Below are 16,013 nucleotides of genomic sequence, written 5' to 3'. Positions count from 1 at the left end.
GCGTTACCTTCACCGTCATGCTAATACGTTAATTTGAACGGACATTGTATCGCCATATGCGTAAACGACCGTTTTCCTATTACTGCTAGTTTACGGTATGCTTATCGGAAAGTAAAGCGATAACAAGTAATTTTACTTACGTCTCTAATAGCTTATTTACTAGCGATTTTACTTCTTCTAATACTCTATCCCGCTCAGTAGTATCGTAAAATATATCCATCGCCTCATCCATCGCCGCTTCAATAGTCAAACCATTATCTTTACGTCGCAAAATATAAAGTAATACCTCAACTTCTTTTCTTGAATAGCGTCTACCTTTCGTCGTCTTGGGAGCAAATGTCGGTATCCGTTCGGACATCATTTCCGCGTAGATTTGTAATGCGCGTTCTTTTAAAGGTATCATATCTAATACTTCTCTTGGTGTTAAATTATGTGTTAGCAATAGTATCTCCTCCTATTCATAATTCGGAGTATACACGCATACAAACCGCATGAGAATAGTCTTTTTACCGCATTTCATGTTATGCTACAATTATAAATCGTTAGTAAAAGATCAACGCAACATTGACGCAAAACAGGCTTTTAATACATATATATATAATAGAAGAAACTCATTTCTCAGACGATACCACTCGCACAACCACCTTATTTTGCGAATGTCGATGCGTCTGACAGCGCAAAAGTCGGCTTGTTTTAAAAATGATGTCTGTAATTCTCGAAGACCAGATGACGCCTCTCAGAATAAGGGGCTTTGGGGTGACGCAGTTTCAACGCAAAAAATGACGATCAAGCACGTTCGCTCAATCGTTGATAATCGCTTGTTCTTTTCGTTTACGTTTCTCACGCGCTAATGTAGCGACTGAAATTCCCGTCCTTGCTTCGACTTCTTTATAACTATTCGATTCCAATAGCTGCATTGCATTGTCTAAGTGTTTCTTATCAAATTTCTTCGGTCTACCTTCTCGGAAGTCCTCTCGCTGCTTAGCAATCGCTTTGCCTTCTTGAGTTCGTTCAATGATTAAATTGCGTTCCATTTCAGCTACAGCTAATAACGTAGTAAGGAAGAAACGTCCCATTGTCGTATTCTCTAATAGTCCTACGTTAAGTACATGAACACGTACACCGCGCTCGAATAACGCCTCGACAACATCGATACCCTCTTTAGTGTTACGGGCTAGTCGGTCTAGTTTCGTTACTACTAACGTATCACCTTCCGTTAACAACGCCATGACTTCATTAAATACCGGTCTATCCGTCTTAGCTCCTGTGAACTTCTCTTTATAGATAATCGTACAGCCTTCCGATTCTAGCGACTGAATTTGTGACTCTAATTCTTGTGCAACGGTTGACACTCGAGCATATCCGTATTTAGCCATTATACCGCCCCTAACTTTTGATAATAAGTTTTGATAACGTTTATAAGGCTATCTTATCGTATCGGCAAAACGTTGTCAATACTGTTAAGTTATGACAATATTGAAGTAAAAAAATAAGCCGAGCCATAATCGACTTACGCTTTTATTAAAGCCCCAATAGTTGAATAAGAGAGAGTCTACATTACCACGCTTCTCGCTTTATTAACTTAAATCAATTATTGTGAATATGTAGTGTTACTGTCTCTTTTCAACAGATAACAAAATTAGTGTTGCGAATGGACCTAATACAAGAGAAAGTAAAAACCAATTTAACCCTGTTCTATTCTTCCCTTGTGCAAGTGCAGCATTTATCAATGCCAATGTACCCCAACCTACGAAATATTGGTTATCCATCATCTGCCCCCTATCTCATTAACCATACTGCATCGTTAGTGTACATTTCTTCATAAAAGATGTCAATACTGTTAAAGTTATGATAATGGAATACATAGCGATTTACACGCTTCTATATGCACCAACCTAGTAATTTGCGCAGATATGAATTGTCAGACTTCTATTTGTTTTCAAGGTAGCGCGTCCGCCAGCACCGTCCACCCGATTATTTCACCTTATTTCGGAATAAAACGGAATCATAACGCTCTTCCAACGCATAAAAAAAGAGCGAAGTCAGCACGTAGCCAACCTCGCATTTATATCACTTTAACGCACTAAAACGTTGATATATTGCCATTTAATATCGATTTTTAATATTCGCTAATCGAGCTGCAACTGCGTCTGGATCTGCATTAGGCGCTTTAATCTCAACTTCCGCCTTATCAACGAGCATACCCATCGTTTGCATGTATAACTTCATCATCGAGGCATTGCCCGCCTCACATTCGTTAATAAGCGCCTGCATAACGCGTGTACGATTATCCGCTAAATACGTATCTGTTACCGCTGTCTTATATTCTAACATCGCGGGCAACTGGCGCCATTTACGTAATGTTCGGTCAGATACGCCAATTTCCTTTGCGATTTCAACGTAAGAACGACGCTTACCTTTCGACAATAGGTCGTTTTCATAAATTAACTCTGCAGCCTTCGCTTGGTCAACCGTCAGTTCCTTTAAAATTTCGTCTAGTTTTCGTGCCATTTAATTAGCTCCTCTCGCTTTTCAGCGTAGTATTTATCATAATTTCCGTCATAGTCGCCTTTATAGACATCTTCGTAAAAAACGGAATAAGGTACTTCCTCGATGGTACTTACGATCATATCCGCAAGGTTAGCGTAGTGCATTCTACTGTCACCATTAGTCGCGATACGTAATAAAACGGCTATGCACGTACATGTAGCCCCTAAGACGATATCATTTGCCTCTCTCGCAACCTTTAGCGCATCTAACCAATCGTTAACACGTTCTAGTTCGCCTAAAGGTACGATTTCCTTTGCTGCTAAAACTAACTCAACGTAGTCTGCTAAGAACGGCTTAATATCTGCTAGATTACGTTTGTATACCTGTTCTGCCCAAACGTCGCTAATCGGCGGAAACGGTATTTTACAATAACCTCGCTCAGAATCTGCCGCATCAATCTCACCTTGTAAACGCTCAATGTCCGCTTTTAATTCTTCCATAGTTGGTGATTGCTTCATTTCGTCACTCCTCATTTCGTTTTATCAGAAAAGGCAAGCACCGTTGTAATTTCGATGCCTGCCTCGTTGTTATTCGTTATGAAGGTCTTTCTACTAAAACTCTATGCTCATGCCGTCACCCCACGTCTCTCTAGTATTTTCGTTACAAGTCCATCTGCAATTCGGTCAATGTCCGCATCCTCACGAACAATGATACTGTCCGCCAATTTAGCGATAGTAATCGCTCCATTAGATGATCCTCCATTACCTTGCGAATATTCCTTATTTTCGCGCGAAGTAAGCACACGCTCCCCTTTGTGAAGCCTTGCCGAATAACCGTCGTAAGGGACAGAATCTAGTCCGCTATAGTGAGATTTCTTACCGCCTTTGTCTCCAGCACCGATTAATCCCCCGACGAAGTTTACCCCTGCGCTAATTCCGTTCGTAATCCAGTCCGGCATCTTTACGGAACTAATAAAGCTTGCGAAATCCTTAACGTGGCCGTATGCCGTCGATATCCAACCGCTTAATGTTTCGAACCATCCTTGCACGGCTGATAACACTTCTGAAAAAGTATCGAACGCGTTTTTAACGCCGGTTAAGATAAACTCAACTAGCGGAGCTAGTACGTTATCCCATAACCATTTAATTACTTCGGAGAGTAGCTCAAATCCTACTGCTAATGCGCTAAGAATAGGCTGTGCAATAGTCCATAAAGTCGAGAATAGTTGTGTGGTGAACGAAATAGATGGGGCAATAACGTTATTAAATACAATTACCGCAATATCTCCGAGAATTTGAAGGAGATTCCAGAATCCACTTAGGTAAGGTTCAATAATCGACCAAGCATTTGATATAATCGAACCTATCGTCGTAAAGGCTTGCGAAAATGCTTCTTTTAGTCGTTCAAAGACAGGTTGTATCTGCGTTATTTTTTCAGAAATGTACGTCTTAAATTCCTCGAATTTCGTTTTAGTGAAGTTCACGAAACTGACAATGTTGTCATAGACGTTTTTGATAAATCCGTCTACTTTTGTTGCCGTTTCAGGCGACATACCTAGCGCTGCTGCTAAATCAGTAGAACCTCCGCCAGTTAAAAGCGTACCTACACCATTAAGTACCTCGCGGACAACGTCAAATGCCGATTTCAACCTATAGCCAAACTTACGTACCTGATTTGCTTGTTCTGTCGAAAATCCAGCGCTCTTTAGTACGTCGATAGCAGCTTTGTGTTGCCCGTTAAAAATGTGAGAGATACTTTGAAATGTTCCTTTAATATTGCCGACAGCTTCTTTTAGTGAGTAACCGAACTTTCTAATCAAATCTACCTGTTTCGGATTTAATCCTGTCGATTCAAGTAAATCTATTGCTGCTCTGTGTTCACCATTAAATATTTTCGAAATTGCGTCAAATGCAGTACCAATACCGTCTATGACTCCTCTAACTAACTTGCTATTGTCGTAAAGTGCTTTAAATCCAACTACTGCAGATGCGATTCCAGCGGCGATTAAAGAGATTGGATTCGCTAGAGCTGCAATGACACCTACGACTGCAAATGCGCCTAGTGCTGCGGCTAACGCTCCAATGGTATATGCAATAGGTTCACGCCATTTCCATACGAATTTTCCGAAAGAGATTGCTTTGTCCACGATACTAGCAAGTTTGGCGTCTAATTTGGCAGCCAATGAATTTAAAGCACTCTCAGAATTGTCAAACATTTTAACGATGCCACCTAATGAAGCACCTAGTTTAGAGTTACCCATATTTCCGATTTGCCGCATGAACTTTCCGACTCGCTCTCCAATTTGTGCCCAATAGCCAAGAGTTGTCTTACCCATTGCGTCTACGGTTTTCTGCGTAATTCCCATACCGTCTAGCATTTTATTAATCTCTGCAATTTGTTGTGGGATAGCCATCTTCTTAATATCATTAAGTTTTTGCCTATCAAGCCCAAAACGCTCAACCATCGACTGAGAATCTCCCTGCCAAAGCTCCTTCAAACTAAAAGCTGCCCCATCTGTACCTTGCGTAGGGTCAAGCACCATAAGTCGCTCGATAATCGACCATGCCTTACCTAAGTCATCAACGTTTTTAGTCATTGAAACAAGCGATTTTGACGAGGCAAGCATGTCCGTACTGTTAAGTAGTGGGCTATCGATCGCCATTTTATCAACCATCTTCATGTACGCATTGGACTTTTTGTCATCATTAAAAATAGCTTTTACTGCAACTTCTGACTGTTGATACCTTGCTGCTGCGCCAATGGTTGCATCAAACGCTTTTGCAGCACCTTGAGCACCTAAATATGCCGAAGCTATCCCGACTAGCGCACTTTGCATTCCACTAAAACTTGCACTAAGCCCGTTAGTCCCCGCACGTAAGCCTGTCATACGAGTAGAAAATCCACTCATACGATTTGACGTTGAAGATACAGCGCTACCAAACCTATTTACTGCTGTTTGAGATCGACTTACCGACTCACCTGCCGCTCTACTTGTCCGATTCATTCGCTCCATCATCTGCGTTAATTGGCGCATACGTGACGATCCCTGGTCCCTCATTCTGAAAACTGCCGTTAGATTAATAGTCATTAGATTCTGTCAACTCTCTTTGCCACTATGTCTGCTAAACGATCGGCTTGTTGGCTGGCTGCAATGTATCGCTTGCGTGCGCTCCTATCACCATTTGCATATTCGATCGCTGCATTCAGCGCCTCTAATCGTTTGCGAGCATGATTAGCTTGTATTCGGCCACTCATTGCTATAGCTGATAGTGGTACTTTTAAATCGGTTGCCTGTTTGACCTTAAATTGCGGCACTTTTCCGTGAAGGCGTTCAACTTCAACTACAAACTTAGCTGCAGCAAGTATCACTTCGTTATCGTCTAGTAATTGCGTTATTTCCTGCTTACGTTTAACTAGTTTCATTTCTGCTTCCCCCTGTTTTTGTGCATAGAAAAAGGCACAACGCTTGTTTAGAAAACGTCATGCCTTGCGTCCTTTTGAGTTATTGAAACGTTATGAATTAAATCGATTAGGTTGTACCATGTACAATAAATACATCTTTTAAATTAGATAACTGTATATTTAATGTTACTCATATCTAACACCTACCACCACACCTATAAGGTTTTCTGTCACATCGATACCGTTATTTGCACCTACTTTTTTCCTGTTATATACAACGTCTAAAGTATTTAAAGTTTTATTTAAATTAGCTTTTAACCAAAACACATCTGAGGTAGCAGTAGATGAGTAAAGGATTTCATAAGATTCTGATACTGCAAATGTTTCTCCTACATTTTGTATATCAATCCGTTGACAAAAATGCTTCCAAGTTGATGACGATGTATTGTTCATTGTCCCAGAAATGATAATTTCATCAAAATCGCTTAGCGTCGCAAATCCTGCAGGCATAGACAAGGTAGCACTTCCAGTAGCCAAGGCGCCTTGAAACAACATGTATTCTTTACAAATTTTTCCATGTGCTGCACTAGCGCTTTTAGCCGCATGGTCCGTAATTTGCCCCTGAATTGGCGCTATTTTATCGTCTACATATTTACGACTTGCAACAATAACGTTCGGATCAATCTTTAATGTGACGCTATCTGCGTTACTAACCTCAATAATTGTTCGTAGCAACAAGTCCATCGTCGAACCATCGCTAGCCACCGGCTTGTACGTATCCGGATAGTTACCGATTGCAATCATGTCGCCAACTTCGTCGTATAACGCTACTTCGCGGAGGGTAAATCCACCAACTGTCGCAGGCAGAATCGCTTCAACGACAATCCAATTCGGATTAGCCGCGTCGACAGCAACGCTTGATACGCCACCTCGCCATTTCTCTTTCTTGAGCGCTGTTTCGTTGCCTGTCGGTGGATAATTCGTTCCATTCGAGTCGCCTACCGCAATATGCGATATTGCCACTTTACTTTGCGTTATTTGTGCGTTAGTAACCTTCGCAAGTCCTATCGGTGTTAATAGTGTGTAAAAGTTCGCCATTTTTATAGCCTCCGATTATTGTTTGTCAGATAAATAAAAAAGAAGCCTGCGAAATTAATCGCAAGCCTCTTGGAAATTGTTACGCTAGATTTTTAATACGACCATGGGCCGACTCTTGTTTGAACTCTAACGTGTATTCACCAATAATCATTCCGGCTTTTCTGTCTCCCTGTTCAGGCAACTCCTTATGGAAGAATCCTCGTTTACCTAACGGTTTAATTTTCGTACGGTTAATATCAATGAAGAAAATTTCATTCGTCTTGACGTTATCGTTCATCACGATTGGGAATCTTCCGAAATCGGTTACTAGATGGTCAACTACTTGGCCACGATTGTTTTCAACTTGTGTGATACGGATTTTATCATTCTGCAAATCGCTGATTACACGCTTTTGATGCGCCGATACGATAAACGCGTGATTACCACCGCCTGCTAAACCTCCTTTTTCAAATACATCTTGCACTAAGTCTCCGAGCATTTTAACTGTCACTGGTGCGCCAGAAGCGTCAATTACATTCGTCTTAATTAACTGACGTAAGCCACCCATGTGTCGCACAATGCCGTTATCTAGCTTGATACCGTTGATTAATGCTTTTTCAAGCTGGAGTGCTACCTCTAACTGTTTCTTCGCCTTTTCGTAATTATAGAGGTCATCTACACCATACTGCTCAACCTCTTGCGCTGAACCTGTTACTTCTACTGATTCCATAAAGATTTGCGTTACGTTATTTTGTGGAGTACGTGCCTTGTATCGTGATTTAGGTGCGTCTGCTCCCTCCGGCGTCATATCGTATTGGAACTCGATTTCGGCATCTTTTACGATCGCTGCCGCTGTGGTGTTCGCATACCCACGCTCAACTGTCAGTTTTTTAGCAGCCGTATCAATCGCAGTAACAAGGACTAATTCCTCGTCAATCTGCGCGACTGAATGAATTACAAACGGTTCAACGCTTGCTACTGTTAATTCCGTTGCTGCTGCAGTTGCTGCGGCTGTTACCTTCATTTTTGTATCAAACATTTTATCTTCGTACCACTGATGAATGGTATTTGTTACTGGATTACTGAAACCAAGTAAGTTGATTAAAGGTGTTTGATTTGGATTAAGTAAAAGTACCTCATCTACTACAGATTCTTTCTTACCTACTAAGTTTGTTGTGTTAATTGCGTTTGTCATTATCGTCGTCCCCCAAATTGTTTAATTTTTTGTTTTAATCCGCTGAATGCTGCAATATCTTCGACTGTGCCCGTGCGTCTGGCTTTTGCCTCTGCTTCTGCGAGTACAATCTGTTGAGCTGTCTTTTCTCCACTACCACCATTTGTTGCCGATCCGATTGGCGCTGGTTTTGGCTTCATTCCCTGCAAGATTCCCAGGAGTTCGTCGAGTGCGTCACCGTCTAGCTTCGCAGCGTCTAGGAACGGTTGTAATTTATCGAAGTCTTTAACGCCAGACTGTTCGACCTTCTGCGCTAATATCTCGGCTTTTTGAGTTGCCTCTTGCTCTGCCAATTGCGCTTTTAACGCTTCATACTCGGCTACCTGCGCTCGTAACTCGTCAATTTCCGTTTGCTCTGTCGGTTGTTCGGCTTCTTGTGCCTCAATTACTTCTTGTTCCGGCTGTACTGTTGTTTCGTCTGTCATAGTTCTTTTCCTCCTTTGTTTAATTGCTAGGGCACTTCGATTTAATTATTTAGTAAATGCAGTTTTTCTCGACTTTTTAGGTGCATTTGTTTTTTGTTTTAACTTTTCAGATTCAATTTTTAAGCATGTATAATCACGCAAATCCCCCCACTTATTTGGCACTACTATCACCCCCTTAAAAAGGCTACACATATGAACATAAATTCGTCATTTCGCTTGATTACAGCATAGATAGGCTAATAGGTAAGGTGTTTGTACCTCCAATCTACTAGCCCGTGTCTAACGAAGGTGTTTCTACGATTTCATGTACACTTTTGTTAACGCGTTTTTCAATGCGCTTTGCTGCTCGGTAGTCTTTTTCAGGAATTCTCCACTGTAAGCCGACAACTCGTCCATTCTTTTGATAGGTTGCTATGACGTACCAATCTCGTGACCTTTTAATGTTGCGGATTTCTCGATAGTGTATCGAGTCGAGGTATAGAGCGAATGTTGCGTCGGTTTGACGCCAAAGTTCTGCTGTCATATGTTAATCTCCTTGTTTTATCTCAATTAAAAAACGCTCGAACGATTCTGTACGAGGGTACATTCGAACGAGCGCTGCTTTAAATTTATTACTTGCGTTTTTTCGTTTGTTTTCAATATCGGATACCGTTGATTGCTTATACCCGAGCGTTTCTGCAAACACCGCTTGGGTCAGCCCATGAAAATGTCGGGTGTGACGTAAATATTCGCTAAAATCCATACTATCGCTCCTTATCATTTATTATTACTTTTAACGCTAGATGCTTAAATAAAATAGCCAGGCTAAACCTGACTCTTCACTTATAGCTGAGTTGGTCGTAGCTAAATCAGAAGTAATTTCCCGTTTCAAAATACTTCGCCTGCATACGTGCTTGGCGTAGTTTTTCCGCGCCATATCGCTCTAATAATTCGGCATCGATTTCCGCGGCGCTACGTTTATAAACTGTTTTTTTGTTTGTTTTGTGTAGTTTTTCCGATAGATTTACCTCAAAAGGCATCGCTTTATCGTATCCATCATAATCAATAATCTGCGCCGACTTCTTTTTACCGCCCATTTGTGCATCTAAGAGCTTACGTCCTACATACTCTTCAAAATTATCTCCGTAGGAATAACCCCCACGCTTACGGTCGTATTCGTACATACGATCTTCATTCGCCCAAAAAGGATACTCTAACCCTTCGGTATAATATAAATTTTTAAAAGTTGGTCTGCGTGGCTTTCCTGCTTTACGCACTTCTCGACGCCATGCTTTTATTACAACATCTTTCTTCGTTTTACATTCCAGTGAGCATGTTAGCGAACTATTATTCTTAGTTGTATCTCGATAGAAAAAACCGCAACAATTGCAACGACGCACTCGCGGATCCTCCACACCTATAAAGTAACCGTCGATTACATCTGCCATAATATCTAGTGCATCATAATATTCCGCTTTTGGTCCGATATACTGCCGAGCTAATTCGATAGCACCTGCGCCGGGTTCTTTTAAATCTGTTACTACTAATACTTCTCCTTTTTTCATCTTGAATGTAACTATTGGCATGATTGCGGCTGTTTCTTGCATTAGATGACCCCCATTTTCGTGGTGTAAAAATTTAACCACACGTTGTATTTTTTGTTTATGCTCTTTTAAATACCATCACTAATATATGAGAGTGATAGATAGCGTTTATTAATGCACTCTTTTAAGCATTAATGAGCGCTAAATGTTTTAAGTCTTTATAGGTAAGTCTTAGTAAGTAAGTCTTTATACGGTACAGAAATTGCACCACAGCAAAGTAAAAATTACACATTGGAAAATATATATTCACAAAAGACCTTGCTTCGCTGCCCTACGTTTAGCCTCAAACTTCTCTTTTCGATCACGGCGCTGTTGAATATCTAACAGACGCGATTGTTCATGCTTAATTCTTTTCTCTAATGCCTCCGGAAATTTGCGCTCAAATGTAGAGCGGTCAGCAATAGGACGTTTAATGAAGTACACATCGTTGCTGTGAGTGGGATTGCGCTCAACTAAAATTAAATCTAATTCCTTTAAAGCCCTAATTGATGAACCAACCGTGGTCCGACTAATACATACTGCATCTGCTATTTGGTCATGCGTCGGCCACGCGTAGCCTTCTTTATGGTTGTGGCGGTGTAATAGGAACAAGTAAACAAGCATCGTTGCCCCTGTAAACTTAGGATGAAACGAATAAATTTCGAATATAGAGTTAGGGACGCCTGTCCAACCTGCATCATACTTAAACGGTAATACCTTTTGGATATCAATTGTTTGCGTTGCTTGTTCCGTCATAAAATCGTCTCCTTTAGCTGATTATTGGTTGAACGCCGACTGCTCGACGGGATTGCCTCTACTGTATAATGCTCGGTAAAAATAAAATCTGTTAACACTTTTCAAGAAAAACTTGCTACTATATATTCGCGAGTAAAATTTAATTTCGTTAACACTATTTGAATAAAAAGTTTGCCACTACTTTGTATACCCGAACGAAAAACCAGTTTCGGACATGTTTCTGATAATTTTCTTCCTACTACTTACTGCCCGGTAAAATTTGAATTTGATATCACTTTTGAAAAATTTCGTTCTACTATATACTGCACACTAAAACGTCCTATTTTGGGACAAGTTTTCGGAAATATTTATTCCTACTGACTTAAACGTTCAATTCTCCTTTGTTTTAGGCGTTCTAGCCTTCGCATGATAAATACGTCTACTTGCGATATAAAGCCGTTCTTAGCCACGTTTATAAAGGCGAAATTAAGGAGATAAACTTCCCTACTATCTATACCCGAACAAAATTCCTTTTTGAGACAAGTTATCAGCAAAAACATTTAAAAATTCCCCTCGATAAATTATCTCTGTTTTACCGTCGATTCAGCCGTTCTAATCCGTTCATGATAAAACACTATTACCTACTATACTTCGGCGCTAATTAGGCAGCCATCTAAAGGTAAAATAATGTGTTCTACTATTACGTCAAGAATGTTATTACAATTGCTGCTATTAAATTAACGAAGCAGATTAGCAAAACAAGACACGAAAGAATCTTTAGCCTTTTGTATATATAGGCACTAACTTGCAGATAATAATAAAAAAGGAGTGATAAATATATGACAGATGTAAACAATGGTTCGTTTGATAATATAGGGAAAACAGGTAATAAAGGGTCAGATAATATTAATTTCGGTAAAATCCTTAGTATCAAAGCCGAACGAAAAGATGATGCCATTGAATTCTTGATATATAATGATTTAGGAGATTGGCATAGAGATACAATTGGTCTAACGGAACCCAGTAAGCGTATAACAAATGTTACAGTCGAATTTGAGTATGAAGGCGTAAAAGTAAAAGCAAAATTAGAAGGCGATGTTATTAATGATATTGAAAAAAGCGAACTTTGCTTAACCGGTAAATTAAAGTTTAAAATTCTAGGTCAAGAAATAGTAATTGATTTAGATAAAGATTGTGATGGGTACTAAAATGAAAGCTAGGAGCGCCAACTCCTAGCTTTCTTTGACCATCGTTGGCGCAATGATCCTTCGTATTCATACGCTAAAGCCAGTTGGCGCTGACTCTAGCATTGTCCGTAATGTTGGCAGCAAAACGGACGACTCGACTCGTTGACGCGAGTATGATTCGGTTTAAGCTAATACTTTCGGTACTTGCGCTAGGATTGCTAGTAATTCGATAGGTTCTGCGGTATCCAATTCAGAGAAAAGTTTAGCAACTTCTTCATCCCATGCGAACAATATTTCATTATCACCGAGATACAAGATTGCATCGTCAGCGTATCCCGGCTGTCTGAATACCTCTAAATGTACTCCGTCCAAAATCTGAGTTCTTTCCACTACGTAACTATACCCTGGCTCAACTTCAACGATTTGCATTTGTGTAAACATAATACAGCCCCCCACTCACTCATTATTTATTCCTTAAATTCATAATAAATGAATAATATGACTAAGTCAACATAAAATATGAATTAAATTCATAAAATATGATATATTATTTCTAACAATACATAAAAGGATGGTATATAAATGAATATCACAAAGAAAATTAAATTACTTCTAGTAGAAAACGAAATGACTGCAACACAATTAGCTAAAAAGATGGATACAACTCAATCTAATTTATCTAAGAAAATGAAGAACGAAAGTTATACTGTTTCAGATCTTGAAAAGATTGCAGAAGTATTGAATTTGGAACTAGTCATTGATTTTAAAATGAAAAAATAACATAAGGAAAAGCGCTCTAGCATCACAGCTAGGCGCTCCTTATTTTAATCACTCTTTAAAGCTTTATATACCTCAAATATACTTTTTGGTTCAGATATTCGTTTAATCACTTTATATTCTTCTTTATCTTCTTTATCTTTAGTTGAAAAAACGGCTATTGAATCTGACAAAAAGTATTCTAATTTCAGTTCTTTTTTCACAGAATACTTTTCTAATAATTCGTCTAAATTATCATCTTCTTCAATAAAGATGTATTCAACAGGTCTAGTATCGGGTTTTATTGAGTATATGAATAAAAAAGATACCCCTATCATTGTTATTAAGTATTCTGTTAGGCTAGTTAATATTATTTTAACATCAGCAAAATACCCATAAGCTAACATTATTAGTGAAAGAAGCAGAAAAGTAAATATTATATAAACTTTGGCTTTAGTATTGATTTCAAAAATCTTCGAAAGTTTCCCTAAAATTTCCCTTACCCAAAGTAACCATCTAAAGTTATCACTTTTTATGTATATATATTCTAATATAGATATTAAATAACTAAGTGTAATTCCAAAAGTAATTACAAGGAAAGCTATACTAAATATCCAAACAAACACGGGAAATATTATCGCTTCATACGCTAATAAGAATGCTAATCCACAATATACAGGAATAATAAGCAGAAATACACTTATAATTTTTTTAAATTTAATCACTGCAAATCTACCTCTTGGTAATAATCTCATATCAAATGAGTCGTAAGATAGTGAAGTAAAAAATGATACGAATAGACCCCGAATACTAACACTACCAAATACGATTGTTAATATCGGGATGAGACTTCCTGTTTTTTCTATTACTTCTTTAATCATTTAATACCCCAACTTCCATCTATAAAAATAATTAATTCCATCTTAACCTATTATACTATAAGAAATATTTCCTATTAAATGAATTATTATGGATTTTTCATTGACATTCAGATATTGGTTAACATCATGAAGCCGAGATAAGGAAAACGGCTTGGCGCTGATTTCGGTTGCCTACGTTAGCGACTCAAAAAAGAATCAACTAACATAGACAGCCGATTCCATGAATCCTCAATTAAGGTATCCGTATTGTATGCCCTTGTTTAATCGTGATCCTTTCGAATCAATACACGTAGTTTCTACTTCTGCCCCCGAAACGTCTTGTAATCCGTCTACACACCCTTTGTATGTATCATAAATGCTTATCCTACTGTTATGAGGAACTCGGCAATAATTACAATGTATCGTGTATTCTGCATGACCGTAACCATTCAGACCTTCCACTCCTGACCGATTATGTGCGTCAACCACATTCAGACACTACGAGAAACAAGGAACTCGCATATTGTGTCCTAGCCGAATTTACTGCGTTGGCTCGGCGTAACCTGACGTGTTTTTTAACGACGCTTAACGGCTTCTCGTCAGTGAGCGTTCCTAAAAAAGACAATAGGAAAGCGGGCCTTTGCATTTTACGATTTTTCGAGGTAAAATGAAGGCATATCATCGCTCATATTCAGTTGTGAGTGAACACTATCGCTGCCAGGCAATTAGTGTAATCGTGTTAAGTTAAGGTCTAGCGCTCCAACGCTAGGCTTTTTCTTTTGTCTAAAGATTATTTAACGGACTAAACTCACGATGTTTGTCGTGAACCTCCGTTGAAAATAGATTTACATAGGTTTTTACCATCTCCATTGTTGAATGGCCGAGTATCTTTTGTAACTCGAATATGCCAGCGCCATTCATAACAGATAGCTTTGCAAACGTATGACGTAGTGTATGAGGTGAGCACCTAACGCCTTTTATGTCCGCTTTATTGCCGTATTGAGCAACGATTTTCTGTAGTGAGTTACGTTTCATCGCAGACCCTTCAAGTGTGACGAATAATGCTTCGGTTTCACATGTACCTCTTATTTGCAAATACCGTCTAAGCTGCTCTTTCATCTTCGCCTGGATAGGTACATAGCGGTGATAGTGATTTTTCGTATTACGAATAAAAACGAGTCCTTCCGATAGCTTTACGTCCTCTACTAAAATACCGCAAGCTTCATTTAGCCGGATTCCAGTTTCGAGTAGCAGCATCATAAACGTATAGTCTCGTTGTCCTGTAAATGTCCGCTTGTCCGTCGCATTTAACAGCGCATGTAACTGCTTAACGGTAAATGTTTCTACGTTGTTCTTACGATCCCGTACGAGGGGAAACTTTGCGAGGTCATTCACCGCTAAGTATTTATTTTCGAGTAACCAATGAAAAAACGCTCTAATAGCACGTAGCTTCGTGTTAATAGTAGTTGTCCGCAATCCTCTATCCTGCATATCCTCAACTAATTCCTCCAGGTGTTTCCGCTGTACGTCATGAATAAAAAGCGAATGATTTTCGTTTACTAGAAACGCGCGAAAATGATTTAGTTCGCGTTTGTAATACGTAATCGTAAATTCTCGTAAACCTCTGCGTTGTGCATCTTTTATGAACACTGCTAACGCTTCATCGAACGTCGTCACCTGCATTGATACCGAACGACTCACGATGTCGAGTTCGCGTCCCACCAAATCGTTATTACGCTTAGACATAGAAAAAGACCGCCTTCCCTAGTGTTTAAGGAAAACGGTCTAATAGAGGACATGCTAACGACTAATTTGTCGCACATTGTACGTCTATAAACGCAAGAAGGCGCCTCATGCTTACGCATGAAACGCCGTCAAACTAACGATCAATTGATACCGGTGGTCGGGGTCGAACCGACACTCCAAAGGAACACGATTTTGAGTCGTGCGCGTCTGCCAATTCCGCCACACCGGCATGATACCTTAGAGATAAAAAAAATCGGATTATCCGATTATAAGTAAAAATAGTATGGAGGCGGCAACCGGATTTGAACCGGTGGTAAAGGTGTTGCAGACCTGTGCCTTACCACTTGGCTATGCCGCCAGAAAAAAATGGAGCGGAAGACGAGGTTCGAACTCGCGACCCCCACCTTGGCAAGGTGGTGTTCTACCACTGAACTACTTCCGCAATAAATGGCTGGGGTACCTGGATTCGAACCAGGGCATGACGGAATCAAAATCCGTTGCCTTACCGCTTGGCTATACCCCAAAAACTAAATGTATAT

19 protein-coding genes and 4 tRNA genes are annotated in these 16,013 nt (G+C 39.6%); 2 read left to right on the top strand and 21 right to left on the bottom strand.

Features of this window, described 5'->3' with window-relative positions; all coding sequences use genetic code 11:
* Positions 1–136 precede the first annotated feature (136 nt).
* The 14 genes from H131_RS01580 to H131_RS01520 all read right to left on the bottom strand — a co-directional run bounded on the left by H131_RS01580 (position 137) and on the right by H131_RS01520 (position 10,946).
* The gene (locus H131_RS01580; protein ID WP_010857287.1) at positions 137–442 is read right to left on the bottom strand and encodes a MerR family transcriptional regulator; all 306 of its coding nucleotides are present in this window, start codon (positions 440–442) and stop codon (positions 137–139) included.
* A 358-nt stretch (positions 443–800) separates the two neighbouring features.
* Complete coding sequence (locus H131_RS01575) at positions 801–1,376, bottom strand: recombinase family protein (RefSeq protein WP_010857286.1); 576 nt, start codon at positions 1,374–1,376, stop codon at positions 801–803.
* Between the two features lie 234 nt (positions 1,377–1,610).
* Complete coding sequence (locus tag H131_RS24885; protein ID WP_010857285.1) at positions 1,611–1,769, bottom strand: hypothetical protein; 159 nt, start codon at positions 1,767–1,769, stop codon at positions 1,611–1,613.
* A gap of 337 nt (positions 1,770–2,106) precedes the next feature.
* Positions 2,107–2,511, bottom strand: coding sequence for a phBC6A51 family helix-turn-helix protein (locus tag H131_RS01570; RefSeq protein WP_010857284.1), 405 nt, complete (start codon positions 2,509–2,511; stop codon positions 2,107–2,109).
* A complete protein-coding gene (locus H131_RS01565) occupies positions 2,496–3,008 on the bottom strand; it encodes a hypothetical protein (protein WP_010857283.1) in 513 nt (170 codons plus the stop codon). Before H131_RS01565 ends, H131_RS01570 begins: the two co-directional genes overlap by 16 nt.
* A gap of 107 nt (positions 3,009–3,115) precedes the next feature.
* On the bottom strand, positions 3,116–5,524 hold the full coding sequence (locus H131_RS01560) for a phage tail family protein (RefSeq protein ID WP_010857282.1): 2,409 nt from the start codon (positions 5,522–5,524) through the stop codon (positions 3,116–3,118).
* Positions 5,525–5,577: 53 nt separating this feature from the next.
* A complete protein-coding gene (locus tag H131_RS01555) occupies positions 5,578–5,913 on the bottom strand; it encodes a hypothetical protein (RefSeq protein ID WP_010857281.1) in 336 nt (111 codons plus the stop codon).
* A 165-nt stretch (positions 5,914–6,078) separates the two neighbouring features.
* Positions 6,079–6,990 (bottom strand): phage tail protein, encoded by a 912-nt coding sequence (locus H131_RS22955; RefSeq protein WP_010857280.1) that lies wholly within the window; start codon positions 6,988–6,990, stop codon positions 6,079–6,081.
* Between the two features lie 79 nt (positions 6,991–7,069).
* Positions 7,070–8,164, bottom strand: coding sequence for an SU10 major capsid protein (locus tag H131_RS01545; protein WP_010857279.1), 1,095 nt, complete (start codon positions 8,162–8,164; stop codon positions 7,070–7,072).
* Positions 8,164–8,628, bottom strand: a complete 465-nt coding sequence (locus tag H131_RS01540) for a hypothetical protein (protein WP_010857278.1) — start codon at positions 8,626–8,628, stop codon at positions 8,164–8,166. Before H131_RS01540 ends, H131_RS01545 begins: the two co-directional genes overlap by 1 nt.
* 268 nt (positions 8,629–8,896) lie before the next feature.
* Positions 8,897–9,151: a hypothetical protein gene (locus H131_RS01535; RefSeq protein WP_010857277.1), complete on the bottom strand. Its 255-nt coding sequence runs from the start codon at positions 9,149–9,151 to the stop codon at positions 8,897–8,899.
* Between the two features lie 3 nt (positions 9,152–9,154).
* Entirely contained in the window at positions 9,155–9,370 is a 216-nt protein-coding gene (locus H131_RS01530; RefSeq protein ID WP_010857276.1) for a helix-turn-helix domain-containing protein, read from the bottom strand.
* 106 nt (positions 9,371–9,476) lie between these two features.
* The gene (locus H131_RS01525) at positions 9,477–10,214 is read right to left on the bottom strand and encodes a hypothetical protein (RefSeq protein ID WP_010857275.1); all 738 of its coding nucleotides are present in this window, start codon (positions 10,212–10,214) and stop codon (positions 9,477–9,479) included.
* A 243-nt stretch (positions 10,215–10,457) separates the two neighbouring features.
* Positions 10,458–10,946, bottom strand: a complete 489-nt coding sequence (locus H131_RS01520) for a helix-turn-helix domain-containing protein (protein ID WP_010857274.1) — start codon at positions 10,944–10,946, stop codon at positions 10,458–10,460.
* 818 nt (positions 10,947–11,764) lie between these two features.
* Here H131_RS01520 and H131_RS01510 point away from each other — a divergent pair.
* Positions 11,765–12,133, top strand: coding sequence for a hypothetical protein (locus H131_RS01510; RefSeq protein ID WP_010857272.1), 369 nt, complete (start codon positions 11,765–11,767; stop codon positions 12,131–12,133).
* A 162-nt stretch (positions 12,134–12,295) separates the two neighbouring features.
* Here the strand turns inward: H131_RS01510 and H131_RS01505 are convergent, their stop codons facing one another.
* Positions 12,296–12,553: a hypothetical protein gene (locus tag H131_RS01505; protein WP_010857271.1), complete on the bottom strand. Its 258-nt coding sequence runs from the start codon at positions 12,551–12,553 to the stop codon at positions 12,296–12,298.
* A 141-nt stretch (positions 12,554–12,694) separates the two neighbouring features.
* Between H131_RS01505 and H131_RS01500 the strand changes: the two genes are divergently transcribed.
* A complete protein-coding gene (locus tag H131_RS01500) occupies positions 12,695–12,892 on the top strand; it encodes a helix-turn-helix domain-containing protein (RefSeq protein WP_010857270.1) in 198 nt (65 codons plus the stop codon).
* 44 nt (positions 12,893–12,936) lie between these two features.
* Here the strand turns inward: H131_RS01500 and H131_RS01495 are convergent, their stop codons facing one another.
* The 6 genes from H131_RS01495 to H131_RS01470 form a co-directional block, all read right to left on the bottom strand.
* The gene (locus H131_RS01495; protein ID WP_010857269.1) at positions 12,937–13,749 is read right to left on the bottom strand and encodes a hypothetical protein; all 813 of its coding nucleotides are present in this window, start codon (positions 13,747–13,749) and stop codon (positions 12,937–12,939) included.
* A gap of 762 nt (positions 13,750–14,511) precedes the next feature.
* Positions 14,512–15,474: a tyrosine-type recombinase/integrase gene (locus H131_RS01490; protein ID WP_010857268.1), complete on the bottom strand. Its 963-nt coding sequence runs from the start codon at positions 15,472–15,474 to the stop codon at positions 14,512–14,514.
* A 148-nt stretch (positions 15,475–15,622) separates the two neighbouring features.
* A tRNA-Leu gene (locus tag H131_RS01485) sits at positions 15,623–15,703 on the bottom strand.
* Between the two features lie 55 nt (positions 15,704–15,758).
* A tRNA-Cys gene (locus tag H131_RS01480) sits at positions 15,759–15,832 on the bottom strand.
* Positions 15,833–15,841: 9 nt separating this feature from the next.
* Positions 15,842–15,916, bottom strand: a tRNA-Gly gene (locus tag H131_RS01475).
* 6 nt (positions 15,917–15,922) lie between these two features.
* Positions 15,923–15,997: transfer RNA gene (locus H131_RS01470), tRNA-Gln, on the bottom strand.
* Positions 15,998–16,013 lie beyond the last annotated feature (16 nt).

It is taken from the genome of Lysinibacillus sphaericus OT4b.31 (genome assembly GCF_000392615.1).
GTDB lineage: Bacteria > Bacillota > Bacilli > Bacillales_A > Planococcaceae > Lysinibacillus > Lysinibacillus sphaericus_B.
The sequence above is the reverse complement of the archived record's forward strand: the minus strand, read 5'-3'. Positions and strand labels throughout refer to the sequence as shown.